This is a genomic window from Streptomyces sp. (assembly GCF_031181555.1).
Classification (GTDB): domain Bacteria; phylum Actinomycetota; class Actinomycetes; order Streptomycetales; family Streptomycetaceae; genus Streptomyces; species Streptomyces fimbriatus.
Window position 1 is genome coordinate 1 of sequence record NZ_JAPSKQ010000059.1, and the last position, 23,452, is coordinate 23,452.

Genomic DNA, 23,452 nt, shown 5'->3' on the forward strand with positions numbered 1-23,452 from the left:
TCGGTCTGGGCTCCTACACCGAACTGCCCTCCTCCAACCCCGCGGTCCTCGCCTTCCTGCGCGAGTACGAGGACGACCTGGTGCTGTGCGTCCACAACTTCTCCCGGTTCGCACAGCCCACCGAGCTGGATCTGAGCGCCTTCGCGGGCCGTCATCCGGTCGAGCTGTTCGGCGGGGTGCGCTTCCCGGCCGTCGGCGAACTGCCGTACCTGCTGACCCTCGGGGGCCACGGGTTCTACTGGTTCCGGCTGCGCAAGGAACACGCTGCGTAGTCCCGGGACCCGGCGGCGAGGGCGCCGATGGTGCCGGTTCTCGCGCTTGACACCGGTGGCCCCGGCCGTATTCGGGGGCGGGGCGGTTTTCACCGCCCCGCCCTGGGCACGCATCACTCACACCCCGACGACCCGGGGAAAGGACGCGACGCCATGTCGGAAGCCGTCACACGCACCGTCACGACCCCGCCCGGCCTCCTTGCGTCACTGGATCCCCTGCTGAGGGAATGGCTGCCGCGGCAGCGCTGGTTCGCGGGCAAGGGGCGTCCGGTCACCGGATTCGGCCTGGTCGCGGCCACCGAGCTGCTGCCGCCCACGGCCAAGCTGGGCCTGTACCACCTGCTGGTGCGCGCGCACCAGCCACTCCTGCCGGGCCACGGCGCACCGGAGCAGCCCGGCGACTGCTACCAACTGCTGATAGGCGTGCGCGAGGCGCTGCCGCCCCGGCTCGCGCCCGCGCTGATCGGTCATGTGACGCAGGGACCCCTGGCCGGACGGACGGTCTACGAGGCCCTGCACGACACCCGGCCCGCCGAACTGCTCCTGGAGGCCCTGCGCAGCCAGGCCCGGATCGGCGGGCTTCGTTTCGAGCGGGACCCGCGCCGGGAGATCCGGTCCGGTCTGGTGCCGCGCCTGGTGACCGCCGAGCAGTCGAACTCGTCGGTCGTCTACGGGGACACGTTCATCCTGAAACTGCTGCGCCGGATCGTGCCCGGGATCAACCCCGACCTGGAGCTGCCGCTGGCGCTGGCCCGTGCGGGCTGCCCCCGGGTGCCCCCGCCCACGGCCTGGCTGGTCGCGGACCCCGAGGCGCCCAGCGGCGCGCAGCAGCCCGCCGAGCCGTACGTCCTGGGGGTGCTCCAGCCGTTCGTGCAGGGCGCGACGGACGGCTGGGAGCTGGCGCTGCGGGAGCTGGCCAAGGGCGAGGACTTCGCCGCCGAGGCCCGGGCCCTGGGACGTGCCACCGCCGAGGTGCACACCGTGCTGGCCCGCGCGCTGCCGACGGTCACCCTGGGCCACTCCCAGCTGCGGCTGATGGTCGACGGCATGACCGAGCGGCTGGAGGCGGCCGTGCACGCGGTGCCCGCGCTGCGGCCGTACGCGTCCGGCCTGCGCTCGGCGTTCACGGCGCTGGACGACCTGGCCGCCGAGGGGCGCACCTGGACCGCCCAGCGCGTGCACGGCGACCTGCACCTCGGACAGTGCCTCCGGGCCCCGACCGGAGAGTGGTCGCTGATCGACTTCGAGGGCGAGCCGGCCCGGCCGCTGGCCGAACGGCGGATGCCGCAGCCCGCGGTACGGGACGTGGCGGGCATGCTGCGGTCCTTCGACTACGCGGCGCGCTCGGTGGACCCGCCGCAGCCGGAATGGGCCGAGCGGTGCCGGGCGGCGTACTGCTCCGGGTACGCGGAGGCCACGGGCCGGGATCCGCGCACCGATCCGGTGCTGCTGCGCGCGTACGAGACCGACAAGGCGGTCTACGAGGTGCTCTACGAGGCCCGGCACCGACCCGAGTGGCTGCCGGTACCGCTGACCGCGGTACGCCGGCTCGCCTCGTCCGGCCTCACCTGATCCGACCCGACCCACCCGACCTTCGCCCAGGAGGCTCTGCCCGTGACCCCCCGCCCCGAGTCCAGCGGTTCGCATCCGGAGCAGCCGGCCGAGCAGCGGCGCACCGAGCCGCCGACGGCCGCGCGGAAGAAGGCGGTCGCGAAGAAGGCGGCCGTGAAGAAGCCCGCCGCGGCGTCGCCGGCGGCGAAGGCCGTGGCCAAGAAGGCGACGGCGACGAAGGCGACAGCGGCACCCGTGAAGAAGGCCACGGCCGGGAAGAAGACGGCGGCGAGGAAACCCGCCCCGAAGAAGACCACGGCGAAGAAGACCGGGGCGACGGACGCCGTCCTCCAGCAGGCTCCGCCGCCCGGCTCCGCCGCCGCGCATCCCGGCCCGCCCGAGATGGAGATCGCCGTCTCCCCCGCCGTGGACGCCGCCGACCGGGAGCGGCTGCTGAGCGGGACGCATCACGCCCCGCACTCCGTGCTCGGCGCGCATCCCGTGCCCGGCGGAGTCGCCTTCCGCGTGTTCAGGCCGTACGCCCTGGCGGTGACCGTCGTCTCCGGGGGCCTCACCGTCGAACTGCACGACGACGGCGACGGCTTCTTCTCGGGCCTGCTGCCGCTGCGCGAGGTACCGGCGTACCGGCTGCTCGTGACGTACGAGGGGACGGTGCTGGAGACCGAGGACGCGTACCGCTTCCTGCCCACGCTCGGCGAGCTCGACCTGCACCTGATCGGCGAGGGCCGGCACGAGGAGCTGTGGACGGTGCTGGGCGCGCACCCGATGACCCACCAGGGCGTCACCGGCACCCGCTTCTCGGTGTGGGCGCCGAACGCGCGCGGGGTGCGGGTGGCCGGCACCTTCAACTTCTGGGACGGCACCGGGCACCCCATGCGGTCGCTGGGCGCGACGGGGGTCTGGGAGCTGTTCGTGCCGGGGATCGGCGAGGGCGAGCTGTACAAGTTCGAGATCACCCGCCCCGACGGCTCGAGGACGATGCGCGCCGACCCGCTGGCCCGCCGCACCGAGGTCCCGCCGGCCACCTCGTCCGTGGTCACCTCCTCGCACTACGAGTGGGGCGACGCCGAGTGGCTGGAGCGCCGGGCCGGGGTGCCCGCGCACCGGGCGCCGTTCTCGGTGTACGAGGTGCACCTGCCGTCCTGGCGCCCGGGGCTGACGTACCGCCAGCTCGCCGAGCAGCTCCCGGCGTACGTCAAGGACCTCGGCTTCACGCACGTGGAGCTGATGCCGGTCGCCGAGCACCCCTTCGGCGGCTCCTGGGGCTACCAGGTCACCGGCTTCTACGCGCCCACGGCCCGCCTCGGCACCCCCGACGACTTCAGGTACCTGGTGGACCGGCTGCACCAGGCGGGGATCGGCGTCCTGATGGACTGGGTACCCGCCCACTTCCCGCGCGACGACTGGGCGCTGGCCGAGTTCGACGGGCGGCCGCTGTACGAGCACGAGGACCCGCTGCGGGCCGCGCACCCCGACTGGGGCACCCTGGAGTTCGACTTCGGGCGGCGCGAGGTGCGCAACTTCCTGGTGGCCAACGCCGTGTACTGGTGCGAGGAGTTCCACATCGACGGACTGCGGGTGGACGCGGTCGCCTCGATGCTCTACCTCGACTACTCGCGCGAGCCCGGCCAGTGGACCCCCAACGAGCACGGCGGCCGGGAGAACCTGGACGCGGTGGCGTTCCTGCAGGAGATGAACGCGACCGTGTACCGCAGGGTGCCGGGCGTGGTGACGATCGCGGAGGAGTCCACGGCCTGGGACGGCGTCACCCGGGCCACCCACCACAAGGGCCCGAGCGGTTTCGGCGGGCTCGGGTTCGGGCTGAAGTGGAACATGGGCTGGATGCACGACTCGCTGCAGTACATGGGCCACGACCCGATCCACCGCCGGTACCACCACCACGAGATGACCTTCTCGATGGTGTACGCCTACAGCGAGAACTACGTGCTGCCGATCTCCCACGACGAGGTGGTGCACGGCAAGCGGTCCCTGGTGTCGAAGATGCCCGGCGACTGGTGGCAGCAGCGCGCCAACCTGCGCGCCTACCTCGGCTTCATGTGGGCCCACCCGGGCAAGCAACTGCTCTTCATGGGGCAGGAGTTCGCACAGGGCGCCGAGTGGTCGGAGGCGCACGGCCCGGACTGGTGGCTGCTGGACCCGCACTACGGCGCCGAGGCCGACCATCGCGGGGTGCGCGACCTGGTGCGCGACCTCAACACCGTCTACGGGCACACCCCGGCGCTGTGGCGGCGCGACACCGAGCCGGACGGTTTCCGGTGGGTGACCGGGGACGCGGCCGAGGACAACGTGCTCGCGTTCCTGCGGTACGACGGCGACGGCTCACCGCTGCTCGCCGTGTCCCACTTCGCCCCGGTGGTCCGGCACGAGTACCGGATCGGCGTCCCCGACGACGTGCCCGCCTGGCACGAGGTCCTGAACACCGACGCCGGCCGGTACGGCGGCAGCGACGTCACCCACCCGGATCCGGTCAAGCCGGAGCCGCAGGGGTGGCACGGCTACCCGGCGAGCGTCCGGCTGACCCTGCCGCCCCTGGCGACGGTGTGGCTGCGCCCGGCCTGAACCCCGGGCCGGGCCCCGGGGCGTGTGCTACGCCAGGGCGTCGGCCAGCGGCTCCGGCAGCGGCTCGGTGTGCAGGACGCCGAGCCGCTGGGTGGCGCGGGTGAGCGCCACGTACAGGTCGCTGGTGCCGTAGCGCCCCGGCTCGACCACGAGGACCGAGTCGAACTCCAGCCCCTTGGCCTGGCGCGGGTCGAGCAGCACGACGCCGTGCGTCAGGTCGGGCTCGGCGCCCGCCGTCACCCCGTCGAGGCGGGCGGCCAGGGCGCGGTGCAGCTCGCGCGGGGCGATGACGGCGAGGCGTCCCTCCGCCGGGGTGAGTTCCCCGACGGCCTTGGCGACGGCGCCGGGCAGGTCGTCGGTGGCGCGGGCCCAGGGGCGCACCCCCGTGGAGCGCACCGAGCCGGGCGGTTCGAAGCCGGGGTGCTCGGCGCGGACCACGGCCGCGGCGACGTCCATGATCTCGGCCGGGGTGCGGTAGTTGACGCCGAGCCGGGTGTGCTCCCAGCGGTCCCCGACGTACGGGGCGAGGATGTCCGCCCAGGCGCCGACACCGCCCGCCTCCGAGGTCTGCGCCGGGTCGCCGACCAGGGTCATCGAGCGGGTCGGGCTGCGCCGCATCAGCAGCCGCCAGGCCATCGGCGACAGCTCCTGCGCCTCGTCGACGATGATGTGCCCGAACGCCCAGGTGCGGTCGGCGGCGGCCCGCTCGGCGGTGCTGCGGTGGTCCTCCTCCTCGTGCCGTTCGGCGAAGCGCTCGGCGTCGATGATGTCGTGTGCGGACAGCACCTCGGACGACTCGGGGTCGTCCTCCTCCTTGTCCTCGAACTCGTAGGTCCGGGAGGCGTAGGAGACGTCCAGCACGCCCTGGGCGTAGGCGATCTGCGTCTGCCGCTCGCGCTCCGCCCGCTCACGCGCGAGCCGGTCGTCCTCGCCGAGGAGTTCGGCGGCCTCGTCGAGCAGCGGCACGTCGGAGACGGTCCAGTGGCGGGTCACCGGGCGGCGGATCGCGGCGGCGTCCTCGTCGGGCAGGAAGCCCTCGGGGGCGGCGAGGAAGTCGGCGACGAGCTGCTGCGGGGTGAGCCGGGGCCACAGCTGGTCGATCGCCGACCAGACCTCGGGGTTCTCGGCGAGTTCGTCGCGGATCTGGGTGATGTCGCTGGGGTCGAGCAGGCTGGAGCCGTCGAACGGGTCGGTGCCGATGCGTTCGGCGTACAGGTCGGTGAGCGTGTTGAGGATGTGGCCCTCGAAGTGTTCGCGGGCCGCGTTGTGCGGCAGCTTGGCGGCACGGGTGCGTTCCCGGGCGACGTTCACCAGGCCGTCGTCCAGCATGAGGACCTCGCGGTCGTGCTCGACGGTGATCACCGGGTCGGGCAGCGCCTGCCGGCTGCGGACGACCTCGGCGAGGACGTCGGCCATGTCGGCGCGGCCCTTCACGGCGGCGGCCTCGGGGGTGTCGGCCTCGGTGGCCTTCACACCGGGGAACAGCTCGCCGACGGTCGCGAGCAGCACCCCGGTCTCGCCGAGGCTGGGCAGCACCTCGCCGATGTAGCCGAGGAACGCCGGGTTGGGGCCGACGATCAGGACGGCGCGGCGGGCCAGCAGCTCGCGGTGCTCGTAGAGCAGGTAGGCGGCGCGGTGCAGGGCGACGGCGGTCTTGCCGGTGCCGGGACCGCCCTCGACCACCAGGACCCCGCGGTGCGGGGCGCGGATGATGCGGTCCTGGTCGGCCTGGATGGTGCGCACGATGTCGCCCATGCGGCCGGTGCGCGCGGAGTTGAGCGCGGCGAGCAGCACGGTGTCGCCCGTGGGGTCCTCGTGGCCGGTGCGGGTCTCGTCGCCGAGGTCGAGGATCTCGTCGTGCAGGGCGGTGACCCTGCGGCCCTCGGTGGAGATGTGCCGGCGGCGCCTGAGGCCCATCGGGGTGTGGCCGGTGGCCAGGTAGAACGGGCGGGCGACGTCGGCGCGCCAGTCGATGAGGACGGGGGTGCGCTCGGCGTCGTCGGCGCGCAGGCCGATGCGGCCGATGTGGTGGGTGGCGCCGGATGGGGGTCCCCCCTGCTCGAGCGAAGTCGAGAGCTTGGGGGACAGGTCGATGCGGCCGAAGCACAGGGAGCCGTCCACCGCGTTCAGGGCGGCGAGCAGACCGGACCGCTCGGCGACGAGGATGTCCCGCTCCAGCCTGGCCTGCATGGGCGTGTTGCCCTGGGCGAGCGCGTCCGTGACGGACACCTCGGTGTCGCCGCGCAGGGCGTCCACGCGTGCGTACAGCCCGTCGATGAATTCCTGTTCCTGCCGCAATTCATCGTCCGGAAATTCGGTGTTTGACAATTCCACTCCCGCCCGGATATACTGTGCTCATTGAACTTCGTCGCGACTTCTTCTGAATTGAAGTCGCGAATCAACGAATATACGCAAAGAAAACCCCCGGACGCAATCGTCCGGGGGTTTTCTCGTGCCGGCTCGTGCCGGCCGACAGGTCAGAGCACGTCGGCCAGCTCCTCCAGCAGCCGCCGCTTGGGCCTGGCCCCCACCATCGACCGCAGCGGCTCCCCGCCGCGGAACACCATGAACGTCGGCATCGACAGCACCTTGTAGGCGTTGGTCGTCTCCGGGTTGACGTCCACGTCCAGCTGGACGACCTTCAGCCGGTCGCCCTCCTCGGCGGCCAGCGCGCTCAGCACCGGTGCCATCTGCCTGCACGGCGGACACCAGTCCGCGGTGAACTCCACCAGTACCGGGAGCTCCGCCCCGATCACCTCCGCCGCGAAGTCCGCGTCGGTCACCTCGGCCACACCCTTCGCCCTGCTCACCGCAGCTCCCCTCCCAGCTCGCACACCGGTTCCGGACCGCCCGGAACCCGCGCATCGGCGGCCAGCTCGTCGCGCGCCCGCTCGGCCCGCGCCAGCTGCCGGCCGACCTTCGCCCGTACGGCCCGCAACTCGCCGATGAGCGCGTCCAGCTCTTCCAGCTTGCGGCGGTAGACCGCGAGCGAGGCGGGGCACGAGTCGCCCTCGGGATGCCCGGCCCGCAGACACTCCACGAAGGGCCGGGTCTCCTCCAGGTCGAACCCGAAGTCCTGGAGCGTGCGGATCTGCCGCAGCAGCTTCAGGTCGCTCTCGTCGTACGTCCGGTATCCGTTGCCCGCCCGCCGCGCGGGCAGCAGTCCCCGTGACTCGTAGTACCGCAGCGTCCGCGGGGTGGTCCCGGCGCGTGCGGCCAGCTCGCCGATTCGCATGACGACGAACGTAAGCCTTGACGTCGGCGTCAGGGAAAGGCCGGAGGCGGCCCGGCGCGAAAGAGGCCGAGCGGCCGGGCTCACGGGGGGAGGAGCCTGGCCGCTCGGCGGTTGCGGAGACCTGGAGGAGGCGGCGCACCTACGGGTCTCCGGGACCGGGCGGCCGAGCGACGGGGGAGCAACTCGGCCGCCCGGGGTCCGTGCGGGGCGGGGCGGGGCGTCGGCGTCAGGCCTTGGCCAGCTCCTTCTCGCCGGCCGGCCCGGCCACCCCGGCGGCGCCGTCGTCCGGGCCGCCGGAGCCGTGGTCGTCCAGCAGGGTCTTCTCGTCGAAGGGCAGCCGGCCGGCGAGGACCTGGCCCACCCGCTCCTTGTCGATCTCCTTGGTCCAGGTGCCGACCAGCACCGTGGCGACCGCGTTGCCCGCGAAGTTGGTCAGGGCGCGGGCCTCGCTCATGAAGCGGTCGATGCCGACGATGAGGCCGATGCCGTCCACCAGGGCCGGCTTGTGCGACTGCAGACCGCCGGCCAGGGTCGCCAGGCCCGCGCCGGTGACGCCGGCGGCGCCCTTGGAGGCGACCAGCAGGAAGAGCAGCAGCGGGATCTGCTCGCCGACGGACATCGGCGTGCCCATGGCGTCGGCGATGAACAGCGAGGCCATGGTCATGTAGATCATGGTGCCGTCGAGGTTGAAGGAGTAACCGGTCGGGACGGTGATGCCGACCACCGGCTTGCTGACGCCCAGGTGCTCCATCTTCGCGATGAGCCGCGGCAGCGCCGACTCGGAGGAGGAGGTGGACAGGATCAGCAGGAACTCACGGCCCAGGTACTTGAACAGGGTCCAGATGTTCAGGCCCGCGACGACCCGCAGCATCGCGCCGAGCACCAGGAAGACGAACAGCACACAGGTGACGTAGAAGCCGAGCATCAGCACCGCGAGGCTCTTCAGCGCGTCCAGGCCGGCGGAACCGGTGACCGCGGCCATGGCGCCGAACGCGCCGACCGGGGCGGCCCACATGATCATGGCCAGGACCCGGAAGACCAGCCGCTGGATGTGCTCGATGCCCCGCAGGATCGGCTGCCCGGCGTTGCCCATGGCCTGCAGCGCGAAGCCGCACAGCAGGGCGATCAGCAGGGTCTGCAGGACCTCGCCCTGGGTGAAGGCGGACACGATCGTGGTCGGGATGATGCCGAGCAGGAACTCGGTGGTGTCCTTCGCCTCGGCGTCGACCTGGGCGTGGCCGGTCTCCTTGACCGCGTCGGTGATCGCGAGGCCGGTGCCCGGCTCCAGGATGTTGCCGACGACCAGGCCGATACCCAGGGCGACCAGGGACATCACCAGGAAGTAGACCATGGCGATGCCGCCGACCGCGCCCACCTTGGCGGCCTTCCGCACGGAGCCGATGCCCAGCACGATGGTGCAGAAGATGATCGGCGAGATCATCATCTTGATCAGGTTCACGAAGCCGGTGCCGATCGGCTTCAGACCGACCGCGAAGTCGGGTGCGACCAGACCGACGGCGATACCGAGGGCGACCGCGATGATCACCGCGATGTAGAGATAGTGCGTGCGGTCCCGCTTGGCCTTGGGTGCGGCAGGTGCCGTGTCGGCTGCGCTGGTCACGGGCGGCCCTCCTTGACGACGTCGTCGGCATCACCGGCGTGCGGCTCACGTCCCGGGATGGGGTTTGGGGAATGCCGTGACTATCTCCCGCTGTGTGAGTGCGGTCACCCTTCCGTTCATTTAGTTCACCGGAGAAGCGGGAGGCAGACTGGCGGCATGCGCCTCCCCGTCCCCCGACCCCGCAGCCTGGCGGGCCAGCTGTTCGCCATGCAGGCCGTGCTGATAGCGGTCGTCGTCGCCGGGTACGCGCTGTTCACCTACGTGAGCGACCGCAGCCAGGCCGAGGAGGCCGCCGGCCGCCAGGCCACGGCGGTGGCCCGCTCGGTCGCCGACTCCCCCTCGGTGCGGGAGGCGATCCGCACCTCCGACCCCTCGGCCTCGCTCCAGCCGTACGCGGTGGCCGTGGTGCGCGACACCGATGTCGACTTCGTCACGATCATGGATCCGCGGGGCATCCGCTGGACCCACCCCGATCCGCGGCAGATCGGCCTGCCCTTCCAGGGCCACACCGCCCCCGCCCTCCGGGGCCGCACCTTCACCGAGACCTACACCGGCACCCTCGGCCCGTCCGTCCGCGCGGTCACCCCGGTCCGGGACGGCGACCGGATCGTCGGCCTGGTCAGCGCGGGGATCCGGGTCGAGGAGATCAGCCAGCGCGTCCGGGGCCAGCTGACGGCCCTGCTCGGGGTCGCGGCCGGCGCCCTCGGGCTCGGCGCGATCGGGACGTACGTCATCAACGCCCGCCTGCGCCGGCACACCCACGGGATGAACGCGACCGAGCTCAGCCACATGCACGACTACCATCAGGCCGCGCTCCACGCCGTGCGCGAGGGGCTGCTGATGCTGGACGGCCAGTACCGGGTCGCGTTGATCAACGACGGCGGACGGGAGCTGCTGGGCGTGGCTCCGGAGGAGGACGTGGTGGGCAGGCCGGTGGCGGAACTGGGGCTGCCCGCGCCGCTGACGGGTGCGCTGCTGGCCTCGCAGCCGCGGGTGGACGAGGTGCACCTGACGGCGGACCGGGTGCTGGTGGTGAACACCTCGCCGGTCTCCGGCGGCCAGCGGCGCGGCTCGGTGGTGACCCTGCGGGACGTGACCGAGCTCCAGTCGCTGATGGGTGAGCTGGACTCCGAGCGGGGCTTCACCCAGGCGCTGCGTTCCCAGGCGCACGAGGCGGCGAACCGGCTGCACACCGTGGTCTCGCTGATCGAGCTGGGCCGGGCCGAGGAGGCGGTGGACTTCGCGACCGCCGAGCTGGAGCTGGCCCAGGCGCTCACCGACCAGGTGGTGGCGGCGGTGAGCGAGCCGGTGCTGGCGGCCCTGCTGCTGGGCAAGACGGCGCAGGCCAACGAGCGGGGCGTGGAGCTGGTGGTGTCGCCCGACAGCCGCCTGGACGACGGCCTGCTGCCGGACACCCTGCCCGCCCGTGACCTGGTCACCATCCTCGGCAACCTGATCGACAACGCCGTGGACGCGGCGCAGGGCGGGGTGCGGCCCCGGGTGACGGTGACGGCGCTGACGGAGGACGGCTCGGAGCTGGTCCTGCGCGTGTCCGACACCGGCCCCGGAGTGGACCCGGACCACGCCGAGGCGGTCTTCCAGCGGGGCTTCACGACCAAGCCGTCCGGTCCGGGCGGACGCGGGCTGGGCCTGGCGCTGGTCCGGCAGGCGGTGGGCCGGCACGGCGGGTCGCTGTCGGTGACGTCGGCGGAGGGGGGCGGCGCCCGGTTCGAGGTGCGGCTGCCCCTGCGGGCGGCCGTCGCCGACGGTGCGGTCGTGCGGGGCCCGGGGAGACCGGGAGGTGACGCGTGACGGACGACCGGCCCATCAGGGTCCTGGTGGTGGAGGACGACCCGGTCGCCGCCGACGCCCACGTGATGTACGTCGGCCGGGTGCCGGGCTTCGTCGCCGTCGGCAAGGCGCACACCGGCGCGGAGGCCCGCCGGGCCCTGGAGCGCACGCCCGTCGACCTGCTGCTCCTCGACCTGCACCTGCCCGACGTGCACGGACTCCAGCTGGCCCGCTCGCTGCGGGCGGCCGGACACCACGCCGACGTGATAGCGGTGACCTCGGCGCGGGACCTCGCGGTGGTGCGCGAGGGGGTGTCGCTGGGGGTCGTGCAGTACGTGCTGAAGCCCTTCACCTTCGCCACGCTGCGGGACCGCCTGGTGCGGTACGCCGAGTTCCGCGCGGCGGCCGGCGAGGCCAGCGGCCAGGCGGAGGTGGACCGCGCGCTGGCCGTGCTGCGCGCCCCGGGACCGTCCGCCCTGCCCAAGGGACTGAGCGCACCGACCCTGGAGCGGGTGTCCGTGGCCCTGCGGGACGCCGGGGAGGGCCTGACCGCCACCGGGGCCGCGGAGGCCGTCGGCATCTCCCGCATCACCGCCCGCCGCTACCTGGAGCACCTGGTGGACACCGGCCGCGCGGCCCGGCGCCCTCAGTACGGGGCCGTGGGCCGGCCGGAGCTGCAGTACCGGTGGGTGACCGGACCGTGAGGGGCGAGCGGGTGGGCGCGGCGTCCGGTTCGCGCCGCGGGGAGGCCGCCGTCCGGACTTCCGTCACCCCGTACGGCCGTTCGACGACCGCACGCCTGACGCCGTCCGCGACGCGTCCGAGCCGGGAGGCGTGACGTCGGCGCACCTCACCACCGGCTCCCCGCACAGGCCCGCTGAGCTTTCCGTTTGCGCCCCCGGGCGCCCGGGGAGGACACCGGGCGCCCGGGAAGGGCGCCGGCCGCTCCGTCCGGCGACCGCCCTCCGCCAGGTGACCGACTCGCCGGTAGCCGTACGTTCCTACAATCGGTGATCCTGGCCGAACAGACCGTAGTCATCCCTTCCGGACGCCCCTAGCTTGTGGGCCGTGTCCCGACCCTCCGCTCGACCGAACCGTCCCCCGTCCTCCGGCGCCCACCCGCCCCCGCCGTTCAACGCCCTCGCCGCCCGCCGGCTGCGGGCCGCCCTCGGCATGGGACCGCACCACGTCGCCCACACCCTGCGCGCCTCGTACGGGCTGCCGTACGTCACGCCGGATCTCGTCGTCGCCTGGGAGCGCGGGACCGCCGCCCCCTCGCACTCCGAACTGGCCGCGCTGGCGGGCGTGTTGTGGTGCTCACCGGGTGAACTCATCGGACGTCCGCGCACCCTGCGCGAGCACCGCGTCGCCCGCGGTCTGGCGCCCGAGGACGTCGCCCGCGCGGTCGGCCACGAACTGCAGGCCTATCTGCGGATGGAGGAGACCGGCCGGTGGCACGGCACCGAGCGGCAGTCCGCCGCCCTGACCGAACTGCTCGCCCTGTCCCCGGCCGACGTCGTCACCGTCACCGGGCGGGAGGACCGGCTCGCGGAGCTGCTGCGCAGTGCGGCGACGACGCGCTGGCAGGCGTACGTACGGCCGGTCTCCAAGGTCGTCCCGCTGGAGCGGCGCCCCGTGGAGAGGGCGCTCCAGCGGCTCCACCAGGACTACCAGGGCCACATGGCCGCCACCCTCAGCTGGGGCGGCGGCCACGGCGACGCGGGGGACGGCGGACGGGAGTTCCTCGACCGGATCGTCGAGCACTTCTGGACGGCGGTCGAGCGCGGCGGCGGGTGAGGGCGCCGGCTGGAAGGCCGGCTAGAAGACCGACTCCGCCTCGTCCATCCGGTCCTTCGGGACCGTCTTCAGTTCCGTGACCGCCTCCGCCAGCGGCACCATCACGATGTCCGTGCCGCGCAGCGCGGTCATCTTGCCGAACTCGCCCCGGTGCGCGGCCTCCACCGCGTGCCAGCCGAAGCGGGTGGCCAGCACCCTGTCGTACGCCGTCGGCACACCGCCGCGCTGGACGTGGCCGAGGATGACCGGCTTGGCCTCCTTGCCCAGGCGCCGCTCCAGCTCGTGCGCCAGGGCCGTACCGATGCCCTGGAAGCGCTCGTGGCCGAACTTGTCGATCTCGCCCTTGCCGTAGTCCATGGTGCCGTCGGCCGGGTGCGCGCCCTCGGCGACACAGATCACCGCGAACTTCTTGCCGCGGGCGAAGCGCTCCTCGACCATCTTGACCAGCTGGGCCGGGTCGAAGGGGCGCTCGGGCAGGCAGATGCCGTGCGCACCGGCGGCCATGCCGGACTCCAGGGCGATCCAGCCCGCGTGCCGGCCCATCACCTCGACGACCATCACCCGCTGGTGGGACTCGGCGGTGGTCTTCAGGCGGTCCATCGCCTCGGTGGCGACGCCGACGGCGGTGTCGAAGCCGAAGGTGCGGTCGGTGGAGGAGATGTCGTTGTCGATCGTCTTCGGGACGCCGACCACCGGCAGGCCCGCGTCCGACAGCATGTGCGCCGCGGTGAGCGTGCCCTCGCCGCCGATCGGGATCAGCGCGTCGATGCCGAAGTCGCGGATCATGTCGGAGGCGTTCTCGCAGGCCTCGCGCAGCCGGTCGCGCTCCAGCCGGGAGGAGCCGAGGATGGTGCCGCCGCGGGCCAGGATGCCGCTGACCGCGTCGAGGTCGAGCGTGCGGTAGCGGCCGTCCAGCAGTCCCGAGTAGCCGTCCTCGAAGCCGATGACCTCGTCGCCGTAGTTGTCGACCGCTCGGTGCACGACCGACCGGATCACTGCGTTCAGGCCGGGGCAGTCGCCGCCTGCGGTGAGAACTCCGATACGCATCGTGCTGTGTCTCCTGGTCCCTGTCGATACCGGTGAGCCACCCCCGATTGTTTCACGTCCTCCAGGCCGGTGCCGACGCCGCACGGACGGGCGTCGTAACCATCGGCGGAGGTATTGTCAAGAGGGATTCGCTCACCTCGGTGGGTGATTTTTGTGGCCCCGATGAAACGGAGACCGCGCGTGACCCGCAGCGTGTACGTGACCGGTATCGACCGCGGCGACGGCCGCCAGGTCGTCGAGCTGGGGGTCATGGAGCTCCTGACCCGGCAGGTCGACCGGGTGGGTGTCTTCCGTCCCCTGGTGCACGACGGGCCCGACCGTCTCTTCGAGCTCCTGCGCGCCCGCTACCGGCTCACCCAGGACCCGGAGACCGTCTACGGCATGGACTACCAGGAGGCGTCCGCGCTCCAGGCCGAGCGGGGCACGGACGAGCTGGTCTCCGCCCTCGTCGACCGGTTCCGCCTGGTCGCCCGCGACTACGACGTCGTCCTCGTCCTCGGCACCGACTACGCCGACACCCAGTTCCCGGACGAGCTGAGCCTGAACGCCCGGCTCGCCAACGAGTTCGGCGCCTCGGTGATCCCGGTGGTGGGCGGGCGGAAGCAGACCGCCGAGGCGGTGCGCGCCGAGACCCGCAACGCCTACCGCGCCTACGACACCCTGGGCTGCGACGTGCTCGCCATGGTGGTCAACCGGGTGGCCCGGGAGGACCGGGACGAGATCGCCGAGCGGCTCGCGTCCCGGCTGCCCGTGCCCTGCTACGTCCTGCCGGACGAGCCGGCGCTGTCCGCCCCGACCGTCTCGCAGATCGCGCACGCCCTGAACGCGAAGGTGGTGCTCGGCGACGACTCCGGGCTGGCCCGCGACGCCCTCGACTTCGTCTTCGGCGGCGCCATGCTGCCCAACCTCCTCGCCGCCCTCACCCCGGGCTGTCTGGTGGTCACCCCCGGCGACCGCGCCGACCTGGTCGTCGGCGCGCTCGCCGCGCACAGCGCCGGCACCCCGCCGATCGCCGGGGTGCTGCTCACCCTGGACGAGGTCCCCGGCGACGACATCCTCACCCTCGCGGCCCGTCTCGCCCCCGGCACCCCGGTGCTGTCGGTGTCCGGCAACAGCTTCCCCACCGCCGAACAGCTCTTCTCCCTGGAGGGCAAGCTGAACGCGGCCACCCCGCGCAAGGCGGAGACCGCGCTCGGCCTCTTCGAGCGGTACGCCGACACCGCGGAGATCGACCGGCTGGTCTCCGCGCCCAGCAGCGACCGGGTGACGCCGATGATGTTCGAGCACAAGCTGCTCGAACAGGCCCGCTCCGACCTGCGCCGGGTCGTGCTCCCCGAGGGCACCGAGGAACGGGTGCTGCACGCGGCCGAGGTGCTGCTGCGCCGGGGCGTGTGCGAGCTGATCCTGCTCGGGCCGGCCGACACCATCCGCAAGAAGGCCGCCGACCTCGGCATCGACCTCGGCGGGACCCAGCTGATCGACCCGGCCACCTCCGAGCTGCGCGACTCCTTCGCCGAGAAGTACGCGGCCCTGCGCGCCCACCGGGGCGTGACCGTGGAGCTGGCCTACGACGTCGTCTCCGACGTCAACTACTTCGGCACGCTGATGGTGCAGGAGGGCCTGGCCGACGGCATGGTGTCCGGGTCGGTGCACTCCACGGCCGCGACCATCCGGCCGGCGTTCGAGATCATCAAGACGCGGGAGGACGCCGGGATCGTCTCCTCCGTCTTCTTCATGTGCCTGGCCGACAAGGTCCTCGTCTACGGCGACTGCGCGGTCAACCCGGACCCGGACGCGGAGCAGCTGGCCGACATCGCCGTGCAGTCGGCGGTCACCGCCGCGCGGTTCGGGGTGGAGCCGCGGATCGCGATGCTGTCGTACTCGACGGGTACCTCCGGCTCCGGCGCCGACGTCGACAAGGTGCGCGAGGCGACCGGGCTGGTGCGCGCGCGCCGGCCCGACCTGAAGATCGAGGGGCCGATCCAGTACGACGCCGCCGTGGAGCCGTCGGTCGCGGCGACCAAGCTGCCGGACTCGGAGGTCGCCGGGCACGCGACCGTGCTGATCTTCCCGGACCTCAACACCGGCAACAACACCTACAAGGCCGTGCAGCGCTCGGCCGGCGCGATCGCCGTCGGTCCGGTGCTGCAGGGTCTGCGCAAGCCGGTCAACGACCTGTCCCGGGGCGCCCTCGTCCAGGACATCGTCACGACGGTCGCCATCACGGCGATCCAGGCCCAGTCCCCCGCGCCGTCCCCGAGCGAGAAGGCAGCCGCCCAGTGAGCACCCGTGTCCTCGTCCTCAACTCCGGCTCGTCGTCGGTGAAGTACCAGCTGTTCGACATGCGCGACAACAGCCGGCTGGCCGCGGGACTGGTCGAGCGGATCGGGGAGCGGACCTCCCTCGTGCGGCACACGCCCCTCGCGGCGGGCGGCCGGGCACGGGAGCGCACCGGCCCGGTCGCCGACCACGACGCCGCCCTGAAGGCGATGGCCGGGGAACTGGCCGCCGACGGGCTGGGGCTGGACTCCCCGGAGCTGGCCGCGATCGGGCACCGGGTGGTGCACGGCGGGAAGCGCTTCACCGAGCCGACCGTCGTCGACGACCGCGTGTGCGCCGAGATCGAGCGGCTGATCCCGGTGGCGCCGCTGCACAACCCGGCCAACCTGACCGGTATCCGCACCGCCCGGGCACTGCGGCCCGACCTGCCGCAGGTCGCCGTCTTCGACACCGCCTTCCACACCACCATGCCGGAGTCGGCCGCCCGCTACGCGATCGACGTGAAGACCGCCGACGAGCACCGCATCCGCCGCTACGGCTTCCACGGCACCTCGCACGCGTACGTCTCCCGGGCGACGGCGGATCTGCTGGGGAAGGCGCCCGAGGAGGTGAACGTCATCGTGCTGCACCTGGGCAACGGGGCGTCCGCCTCGGCCGTGCGGGGCGGGAGGTGCGTGGACACCTCGATGGGGCTGACGCCCTTGGAGGGGCTCGTGATGGGTACGCGGTCCGGAGACATGGACCCGGCCGTCATCTTCCATTTGATGCGTGTTGGCGGAATGTCCGCCGACGAGATCGACACTTTGCTCAACAAGAAGAGCGGTCTGGTCGGACTGTGCGGTGACAACGACATGCGGGAGATCCGCCGCCGGATCGACGAGGGCGACGAACGGGCGAAGCTCGCGTTCGACATCTACATTCACCGTCTGAAGAAGTACATCGGCGCCTATTACGCCGTTCTCGGACGGGTGGACGCGGTGGCCTTCACCGCCGGCGTCGGCGAGAACGCCGCGCCGGTGCGGGAGGCGGCCGTGGCGGGCCTGGAGGGGATGGGCCTCGCGGTCGACGCCGAGCGCAACGCCGCACGCGGCGACGGGCCGCGGCTGATCTCGCCCGAGGGCGCGCGGGTCGCGGTCGCCGTGGTACCGACGGACGAGGAAATGGAGATCGCCACACAGACATACGCACTGGTCGGAAAGAACAACTGAGCGGCCGATTCCTCATTTGTATTTTCCGCCAGACGGAATATTCCGTAGCGAAACAAACCGATAGGATCGCCCCATGCGCCGTTCGAAAATCGTCTGTACTCTCGGCCCCGCGGTCGACTCCCACGAGCAGCTCGTCGCTCTGATCGAAGCCGGCATGAACGTGGCCCGCTTCAACTTCAGCCACGGCACGCACGCCGAGCACCAGGGCCGGTACGACCGGGTCCGTGCCGCCGCCAAGGAGACCGGCCGGGCCATCGGTGTCCTCGCCGACCTCCAGGGCCCGAAGATCCGCCTGGAGACCTTCGCCGAAGGTCCCGTCGAGCTGGTGCGCGGTGACGAGTTCACCATCACCACCGAGGACGTCCCGGGCGACAGGACGATCTGCGGAACGACCTACAAGGGCCTGCCCGGCGACGTGGCCAAGGGCGACCAGATCCTGATCAACGACGGCAACGTCGAGCTGAAGGTGACCGAGGTCGACGGTGCCCGCGTGAGGACGATCGTCATCGAGGGCGGCGTCATCTCCGACCACAAGGGCATCAACCTGCCCGGCGCGGCCGTCAACGTGCCCGCGCTGAGCGAGAAGGACGTCGAGGACCTGCGCTTCGCGCTGCGGATGGGCTGCGACCTGGTCGCCCTGTCCTTCGTCCGGGACGCCAAGGACGTCCACGACGTGCACCGCGTGATGGACGAGGAGGGCCGCCGCGTCCCCGTCATCGCCAAGGTGGAGAAGCCGCAGGCGGTGCAGAACATGGAGGACGTCGTGATGGCGTTCGACGGCGTGATGGTCGCCCGCGGTGACCTCGCCGTCGAGTACCCGCTCGAGAAGGTCCCCATGGTGCAGAAGCGCCTGATCGAGCTGTGCCGGCGCAACGCCAAGCCGGTGATCGTGGCGACCCAGATGATGGAGTCGATGATCACCAACTCCCGCCCGACCCGCGCCGAGGCCTCCGACGTGGCCAACGCGATCCTGGACGGCGCCGACGCGGTCATGCTGTCGGCCGAGTCGAGCGTGGGCGCGTACCCGATCGAGACCGTCAAGACGATGTCGAAGATCGTCTCCGCGGCCGAGCAGGAGCTGCTGTCCAAGGGCCTGCAGCCGCTGGTGCCCGGCAAGAAGCCGCGCACCCAGGGCGGTTCGGTGGCCCGCGCCGCCTGCGAGATCGCCGACTTCCTCGGCGGCAAGGGCCTGGTGGCCTTCACCCAGTCCGGCGACACGGCCCGCCGGCTGTGCCGTTACCGCGCCGCCCAGCCGATCCTGGCGTTCACCACGGACGAGTCCACCCGCAACCAGCTGACGCTCAGCTGGGGCGTGGAGCCGCACGTCGTGCCGTTCGTGAACTCGACCGACGAGATGGTCGAGTTGGTGGAGCAGGAGCTGGTCAAGCTGAACCGCTTCGGCGAGGGCGACATCGTGGTCATCACCGCCGGTTCGCCGCCCGGCGTCCCCGGCACCACCAACATGGTCCGCGTCCACCACCTGGGCGGCGCGACGAGCTGACCCGGAAGGCTCCGGTACGGCACCGAGGGCGCCCCCTGCGGACAGGGGGCGCCCTCGGCCCTGTGCGGCTCCCGGAAGGGTCCTGACGGACGGTCAGCCCGTGACGTACTGCTGCAGCCCGGGGATGAACAGGGTCCCGCCGAACTGGCCGGCCTGCTGCACCGTCACGTCGGTGAAGTAGATCAGCGGGATGTTCAGCGGCGGCGGGTGCTCCGGGTCGAAGGTGACCGGGATCAGCCCGAGCAGCTTGCCGGAGATGCGCTCCGTGTACATCACGGTCTCGCCGTCGCGGATCGTGGACGTCGACCCCTTGCGGGCCTGCACGTGGTGGGTCTTGCCGGTCCGCTCGTCCTTGACCGTCTGGTGCAGGTCGCCGATGTCGGTGCCGTCGGAGACGACGTACTTCAGCACCTTCTTGGTGCTGCCGCCCGCCGTCCGCACCTCGACGACGCCCTGGTAGTCGGCGCCCTTCAGCGTCAGCGAGCTGGCGTTCAGGTACCACGGGTCGTCGGGCAGCAGGATCTTGTTGTCGACCCCGCCCTCGGCGTCGGTGGCGACCGGGCAGTCCTCGAGGTCGGTCGTGGCCGTCTCGGAGGGACTCGGGGAGGCGGTGGCCTCCGGGGTCGGGGGCGGGGTCGGCGTCGGGGCCGCCTCATCGGCCGCCTCCTCGGCGTCCTCGGCCGCCTGCGACGCCTTGCCACCGGCGTCCTCCGCGGTGTCCTCCGCGATGTCCTTCGCCGCCTCGGTGACCTTCTCGGTGGTCTCCTTCGCGGTGCCGCCCGCGTCCTGGCCCGCGCTCGCGGCGGCCGGGGCGGAGGCGGACGGGGCGGGGCCGGGGTCCGCCTCCGTCTCCTTGTCCCCCGGAGTGAGGACGTCCTCGATGGTGTCCCCGATCTTCTCCAGCACGTTGCGGTCGGTCTCCGACGGGGCGGGCTCGGGCTCGGCCGGCTCCGCCGCGTCCTGCCCGCCCGCGGTCCGGGACGGGGCCGGCGCGGGCTCGTCCTCGTCGTCGGAACCTGAATCCGACGAAGAGGACGTGTCCGGGGCCGTGCCCGCGTTCGCGCTCCGGTCCGCGCCGGCGGAGGCCGAGGGGCCGGGCTCCGCGGTGGCGTCCCGGTCCGGGGAGGCGCTGTCACTCGCCGTGGGGGACGGCGTGGGCGACGCGGAGGCGCCGTCCTTCTCGGCGTCCTCGATGGCGGCCAGACAGTCCTTGTACTCGTCCGCGGTCAGGCTCCTGGCGGACGGCTGGTCGTCGGCCTGGGCGAGCGTCGGCGTGAACCCCATCCCCATGAGGACCGCGGTCGGCATCGCCGCCAGGGCTATCGCCTTGCCGCCCGGGACGTGGAACCGGGTGAACAGCGGCTTCCTGGGGGCCGCGTGGCGCGGCCCCTTTCTCTCCGGGCCCAGGGCCCCGGCGGCGCTCTGGTCGCGGATCTCCTCAGCCGACACGGTGCCCCCTGTCGCGGTCCTCGGTCCGTGCGCCGTCCGCCTCACCACCGTCGCCGGTCCCGTGCTCGTGCGGGGCGGCCGACCGCCCCGGCTCGCCCGTGGCACCCCCGGGGACGCCTCCCAGGGAGTCCCCTCCGACGGGTCCGCCGGGCGCTCCCGGGTGCCCGTTCGCCTCGGCCGCCGGCTCGCCCGGCGCCCAGGAGAGGGCGAGCGCGCCGCCGACCAGCGCGAGCAGGAAGCCGACCAGGAAGCCGCCTATGTTGGAGACCACCAGGGACACCAGGGCGAGGAGGATCGAGGCCACACCGGCGAAGATGCGCGTGGCCTGCTGGAACCACATGGTCAGCCCCAGCGTGATCAGCAGGACACCGATGATCAGCGAGCCCGCGCCGGCGGTCGTCGCCATGGCGATCGACATGTGGCCCAGCTTCAGCGTGGCGTAGGGGAAGTAGGCGATGGGGATTCCGCCCAGCAGGGTGAACAGGCCGGCCCAGAACGGCCGGGTGCCCCGCCAGTCGCGGAACCGCAGACGCAGCCGGGTGAAGTTCCCGGCGCTCTGGACCGGAGTCTCGGCACTCATGGAAAAAGCTCCCTGGGTCCGGTGGAAGTACGTACCGGCTCGGCCGTGGGCGTGGAGAAGCCGGAAGTCTGGATCTGAGAGGGTGGCCCGGCACGCGGACCGGCCGGGCCGGCGGAGCGGGGAAGCGACGGCCTCCCCGCCCCCTGGGACAGTTCAGCTGCCCCGGAGCACCCCGGTGACGGAGACCGTCAGTAGCACTCCATCTTGGAGTCCGTGCCGAGGCGCATCGACAGGCCGCTCAGCTTGAACGTGCCGGCCGTGGTCGCCCACGCCGTCTGCTTGACGTTGTAGAGGTCGGCCTCCTCCGCCTGCTGGGCGAAGCCGCCCGGCAGCACGCTCTCGCCCTGCTTGACGGCGGGACCGCGTGACTTGTCCTTGACCGCGACACCGATGTCGATGTTCTTGAACTCCGCGTCGGCGTCGAGCTGGGCGACGTCGATGTAGAGGTTCTTGGCCTTGACCGGCTTCTTCGCGTCGTTGCCCGCCTCGAGACGGAGGTAGACCGTCCCCACGAGGGGGATGTCCGTCTTGACGGACTGGCACATCCTCTTGATCGTCGCGTCGTCGAACGACGAGATGGCGACCGGGACCTTCATCTTCTTGTCGCCCTTGACCGAGGTGTAGACCTCGTCGATGCCGCCGTACTGGGCGAAACCCTCACCGTGCAGGTGACCGGCCGTCACCTTGAACTGCTGGCCGGAGACGCTGAACGACGCCGCGAGGGCGCCCTGCGCCAGGCCTATGCCCACCGCAGCCGTGGCGGCCACGCTGGGCACCATGACCACGGCGAACCGCTTCCATCTGGTCCCGCCACGCACCTGGGACTTCATGTTTCCTCCTTCTCGGACGTACATCTCCTGTCCGGACTGGCCGTCATGGCCGACGGCTCAACCGGGCAGGGATGGGAGAAGTGCTACGTCCTCGGGAAGGAGAGCGCCCGTGCCCGACGGCGCACGAAGCGCACGGATCACCGGCGATCACCCCCGAGCGACAACCACTGGTCGCGCCTGACACGCATCACGCACAACCCTGCTGGACAGGCTTCACCGGAAGGGCGAAGACCCCCCTGTCCAAGGGCCGGCGCCACTGCCGCCGGCCCTGCTCGGTGGGGACCCAGAGGACCCGCGGGCCCGACCGGCTGTCGGGGGTGCGGGAAACGGACCGAGCGTCGCCGATCGTGGTGCATTCTCGCCGCCCGCACAAGGGGGTTCGTTACTCGCTAGTAACGGCCGGATAACCGCGAGACGACCCACCGATCCCGGTCGGCGACGCTGGGTGTCCCGAAGGGGGCGTACAAAACTATTGATCGCTGGACAGAATCCGACAGACCAACGCCTGCGACTTACTCGCAGTAACAGCGGCCGCGATTACCAAGATTTGGCAAAACGCGGCCGCATCGGCCTCGGTGGACCAGCCCTCCACTGGGGCCCCACCGGTCCGGACGACCGCCGCGACGGTCAGGACCGGGCGACAGGGCCCGGTCCGCTCAGAACAGGGCCCGCGCCAGCGCCCGGCGCGCGGCGATCACGCGCGGGTCCTCGGCGCCGACCACCTCGAACAGCTCCAGCAGCCGCACCCGCACGGCGTCCCGGTCGTCGCCCGCGGTGCGCCCCACCGTCTCGATGAGCCGGCCGAAGGCGTCCTCCACGTGACCGCCCACCAGGTCCAGGTCGGCGGCGGCGATCTGCGCCGCGGCGTCCTGCGGCTTCTCGGCCGCGTCCTTGCGCACCTTCACCGGGTCCAGCCCCTGCACCCGCTGGAGCAGTTCGGCCTGGGCGAGGCCCAGCTTGGCCTCCGGGTTGCCCGGGTCGTCGGCGAGCACGTTCCTGTACGCCTGGACGGCACCGCTCAGGTCACCCGCGTCCAGGGCCCGGACGGCGGCCTCCAGCAACGCGTCGTGCGGACCGGCGGGCGCCTCCTGCGCCTCCCGGGCACCGCCGCCCGGCTCGGCGTCGGGGTCGACGACGAGACCGGTCAGGCCGAAGCGCTGCTCGGCCACCTGCACCAGCTGGTCCAGGGTCTGGCGGATCTGCGCCTCGCCCGCGGCCCCCTGGAAGAGCGGCAGCGCCTGTCCGGCCACCACCGCGAAGACCGCCGGGATCCCCTGGACCCCGAACTGCTGCATCAGCATCTGGTTGGCGTCGACGTCGATCTTGGCGAGGAGGAAGCGCCCGTTGTACTCGACGGCGAGCCGCTCCAGGACGGGGCTCAACTGCTTGCAGGGCTGACACCACTCGGCCCAGAAGTCGATGACGACCGGGACCTCGGTGGACCGCTGCAGAACGTCGCGCTCGAAGCCGGCCTCGTCGACGTCGATGACGAGATCGGCCGGGGAGACGGCACCCCCGCCACCCTGCCGGGCCGCTTCGGCGCGCGCCTGCTCCGCCTTCGCCTTGGCCTCCTGGGCCGCCTTCACCGCGGCGAGGTCGACGACTCCGCTCATGGACATGTTCCGTGGCTGCATGCGCCTATCCTCCCCCGTACGGCGCGCGTGTGTGAAAACGCCCGGGGAAAGCCAG

Annotated in this window: 18 protein-coding genes; 9 read left to right on the forward strand and 9 right to left on the reverse strand. The window is 72.2% G+C overall.

Annotated elements, in window-relative coordinates:
* From RIM90_RS14710 to glgB, 3 genes are all read left to right on the forward strand, one after another.
* Nucleotides 1–272: alpha-glucosidase C-terminal domain-containing protein (locus RIM90_RS14710; protein ID WP_309061142.1), on the forward strand; the 272-nt coding region annotated here is incomplete at its 5' end.
* Nucleotides 273–425: 153 nt separating this feature from the next.
* The gene (locus RIM90_RS14715; protein WP_309061143.1) at nucleotides 426–1,844 is read left to right on the forward strand and encodes a maltokinase; all 1,419 of its coding nucleotides are present in this window, start codon (nucleotides 426–428) and stop codon (nucleotides 1,842–1,844) included.
* A 42-nt stretch (nucleotides 1,845–1,886) separates the two neighbouring features.
* Nucleotides 1,887–4,424 carry a 1,4-alpha-glucan branching enzyme gene (gene glgB, locus RIM90_RS14720; RefSeq protein ID WP_309061144.1) on the forward strand — a complete coding sequence of 846 codons (2,538 nt, stop codon included), beginning with the start codon at nucleotides 1,887–1,889 and terminating at the stop codon, nucleotides 4,422–4,424.
* Nucleotides 4,425–4,451: 27 nt separating this feature from the next.
* Here the strand turns inward: glgB and RIM90_RS14725 are convergent, their stop codons facing one another.
* The 4 genes from RIM90_RS14725 to RIM90_RS14740 form a co-directional block, all read right to left on the reverse strand.
* On the reverse strand, nucleotides 4,452–6,722 hold the full coding sequence (locus RIM90_RS14725; protein WP_309061170.1) for an AAA family ATPase: 2,271 nt from the start codon (nucleotides 6,720–6,722) through the stop codon (nucleotides 4,452–4,454).
* 179 nt (nucleotides 6,723–6,901) lie between these two features.
* A complete protein-coding gene (locus RIM90_RS14730; protein WP_309061171.1) occupies nucleotides 6,902–7,216 on the reverse strand; it encodes a thioredoxin domain-containing protein in 315 nt (104 codons plus the stop codon).
* Nucleotides 7,217–7,230: 14 nt separating this feature from the next.
* Complete coding sequence (locus RIM90_RS14735) at nucleotides 7,231–7,659, reverse strand: MerR family transcriptional regulator (RefSeq protein ID WP_309061145.1); 429 nt, start codon at nucleotides 7,657–7,659, stop codon at nucleotides 7,231–7,233.
* A 226-nt stretch (nucleotides 7,660–7,885) separates the two neighbouring features.
* Complete coding sequence (locus RIM90_RS14740; protein ID WP_309061146.1) at nucleotides 7,886–9,280, reverse strand: cation:dicarboxylate symporter family transporter; 1,395 nt, start codon at nucleotides 9,278–9,280, stop codon at nucleotides 7,886–7,888.
* Nucleotides 9,281–9,436: 156 nt separating this feature from the next.
* Here RIM90_RS14740 and RIM90_RS14745 point away from each other — a divergent pair, with 156 nt between their 5' ends.
* From RIM90_RS14745 to RIM90_RS14755, 3 genes are all read left to right on the forward strand, one after another.
* On the forward strand, nucleotides 9,437–11,092 hold the full coding sequence (locus RIM90_RS14745; RefSeq protein ID WP_309061147.1) for a sensor histidine kinase: 1,656 nt from the start codon (nucleotides 9,437–9,439) through the stop codon (nucleotides 11,090–11,092).
* Nucleotides 11,089–11,775, forward strand: coding sequence for a response regulator (locus tag RIM90_RS14750; RefSeq protein ID WP_309061148.1), 687 nt, complete (start codon nucleotides 11,089–11,091; stop codon nucleotides 11,773–11,775). Before RIM90_RS14745 ends, RIM90_RS14750 begins: the two co-directional genes overlap by 4 nt.
* A gap of 355 nt (nucleotides 11,776–12,130) precedes the next feature.
* Nucleotides 12,131–12,868 (forward strand): XRE family transcriptional regulator, encoded by a 738-nt coding sequence (locus RIM90_RS14755; protein ID WP_375165447.1) that lies wholly within the window; start codon nucleotides 12,131–12,133, stop codon nucleotides 12,866–12,868.
* A gap of 21 nt (nucleotides 12,869–12,889) precedes the next feature.
* Here the strand turns inward: RIM90_RS14755 and RIM90_RS14760 are convergent, their stop codons facing one another.
* Nucleotides 12,890–13,915: an ATP-dependent 6-phosphofructokinase gene (locus RIM90_RS14760; RefSeq protein WP_309061150.1), complete on the reverse strand. Its 1,026-nt coding sequence runs from the start codon at nucleotides 13,913–13,915 to the stop codon at nucleotides 12,890–12,892.
* A gap of 180 nt (nucleotides 13,916–14,095) precedes the next feature.
* Between RIM90_RS14760 and pta the strand changes: the two genes are divergently transcribed.
* The 3 genes from pta to pyk all read left to right on the forward strand — a co-directional run bounded on the left by pta (nucleotide 14,096) and on the right by pyk (nucleotide 18,904).
* Nucleotides 14,096–16,198: a phosphate acetyltransferase gene (pta, locus tag RIM90_RS14765; protein WP_309061151.1), complete on the forward strand. Its 2,103-nt coding sequence runs from the start codon at nucleotides 14,096–14,098 to the stop codon at nucleotides 16,196–16,198.
* A complete protein-coding gene (locus tag RIM90_RS14770; protein WP_309061152.1) occupies nucleotides 16,195–17,403 on the forward strand; it encodes an acetate kinase in 1,209 nt (402 codons plus the stop codon). Before pta ends, RIM90_RS14770 begins: the two co-directional genes overlap by 4 nt.
* 73 nt (nucleotides 17,404–17,476) lie before the next feature.
* Nucleotides 17,477–18,904: a pyruvate kinase gene (gene pyk / locus RIM90_RS14775; RefSeq protein ID WP_309061153.1), complete on the forward strand. Its 1,428-nt coding sequence runs from the start codon at nucleotides 17,477–17,479 to the stop codon at nucleotides 18,902–18,904.
* A 93-nt stretch (nucleotides 18,905–18,997) separates the two neighbouring features.
* On the opposite strand, the gene RIM90_RS14780 is transcribed toward pyk, so the two are convergent.
* From RIM90_RS14780 to RIM90_RS14795, 4 genes are all read right to left on the reverse strand, one after another.
* The gene (locus RIM90_RS14780) at nucleotides 18,998–20,353 is read right to left on the reverse strand and encodes a hypothetical protein (protein WP_309061154.1); all 1,356 of its coding nucleotides are present in this window, start codon (nucleotides 20,351–20,353) and stop codon (nucleotides 18,998–19,000) included.
* The gene (locus tag RIM90_RS14785) at nucleotides 20,343–20,933 is read right to left on the reverse strand and encodes a DUF6114 domain-containing protein (RefSeq protein WP_309061155.1); all 591 of its coding nucleotides are present in this window, start codon (nucleotides 20,931–20,933) and stop codon (nucleotides 20,343–20,345) included. Before RIM90_RS14785 ends, RIM90_RS14780 begins: the two co-directional genes overlap by 11 nt.
* Before the next feature lie 188 nt (nucleotides 20,934–21,121).
* Complete coding sequence (locus RIM90_RS14790; protein WP_309061156.1) at nucleotides 21,122–21,763, reverse strand: DUF6230 family protein; 642 nt, start codon at nucleotides 21,761–21,763, stop codon at nucleotides 21,122–21,124.
* Nucleotides 21,764–22,419: 656 nt separating this feature from the next.
* Nucleotides 22,420–23,397: a tetratricopeptide repeat protein gene (locus tag RIM90_RS14795; RefSeq protein WP_309061157.1), complete on the reverse strand. Its 978-nt coding sequence runs from the start codon at nucleotides 23,395–23,397 to the stop codon at nucleotides 22,420–22,422.
* Between the last annotated feature and the right edge of the window lie 55 nt (nucleotides 23,398–23,452).

Bases quoted from the DNA above. Each gene is read 5' to 3' on its own strand.
- RIM90_RS14760 (WP_309061150.1), bottom strand. From the start codon at position 13,915: ATGCGTATCGGAGTTCTCACCGCAGGCGGCGACTGCCCCGGCCTGAAC.
- pyk (WP_309061153.1), top strand. From the start codon at position 17,477: ATGCGCCGTTCGAAAATCGTCTGTACTCTCGGCCCCGCGGTCGACTCC.
- RIM90_RS14795 (WP_309061157.1), bottom strand. From the start codon at position 23,397: ATGCAGCCACGGAACATGTCCATGAGCGGAGTCGTCGACCTCGCCGCG.
- RIM90_RS14745 (WP_309061147.1), top strand. From the start codon at position 9,437: ATGCGCCTCCCCGTCCCCCGACCCCGCAGCCTGGCGGGCCAGCTGTTC.
- RIM90_RS14715 (WP_309061143.1), top strand. From the start codon at position 426: ATGTCGGAAGCCGTCACACGCACCGTCACGACCCCGCCCGGCCTCCTT.
- RIM90_RS14735 (WP_309061145.1), bottom strand. From the start codon at position 7,659: ATGCGAATCGGCGAGCTGGCCGCACGCGCCGGGACCACCCCGCGGACG.
- RIM90_RS14785 (WP_309061155.1), bottom strand. From the start codon at position 20,933: ATGAGTGCCGAGACTCCGGTCCAGAGCGCCGGGAACTTCACCCGGCTG.
- RIM90_RS14790 (WP_309061156.1), bottom strand. From the start codon at position 21,763: ATGAAGTCCCAGGTGCGTGGCGGGACCAGATGGAAGCGGTTCGCCGTG.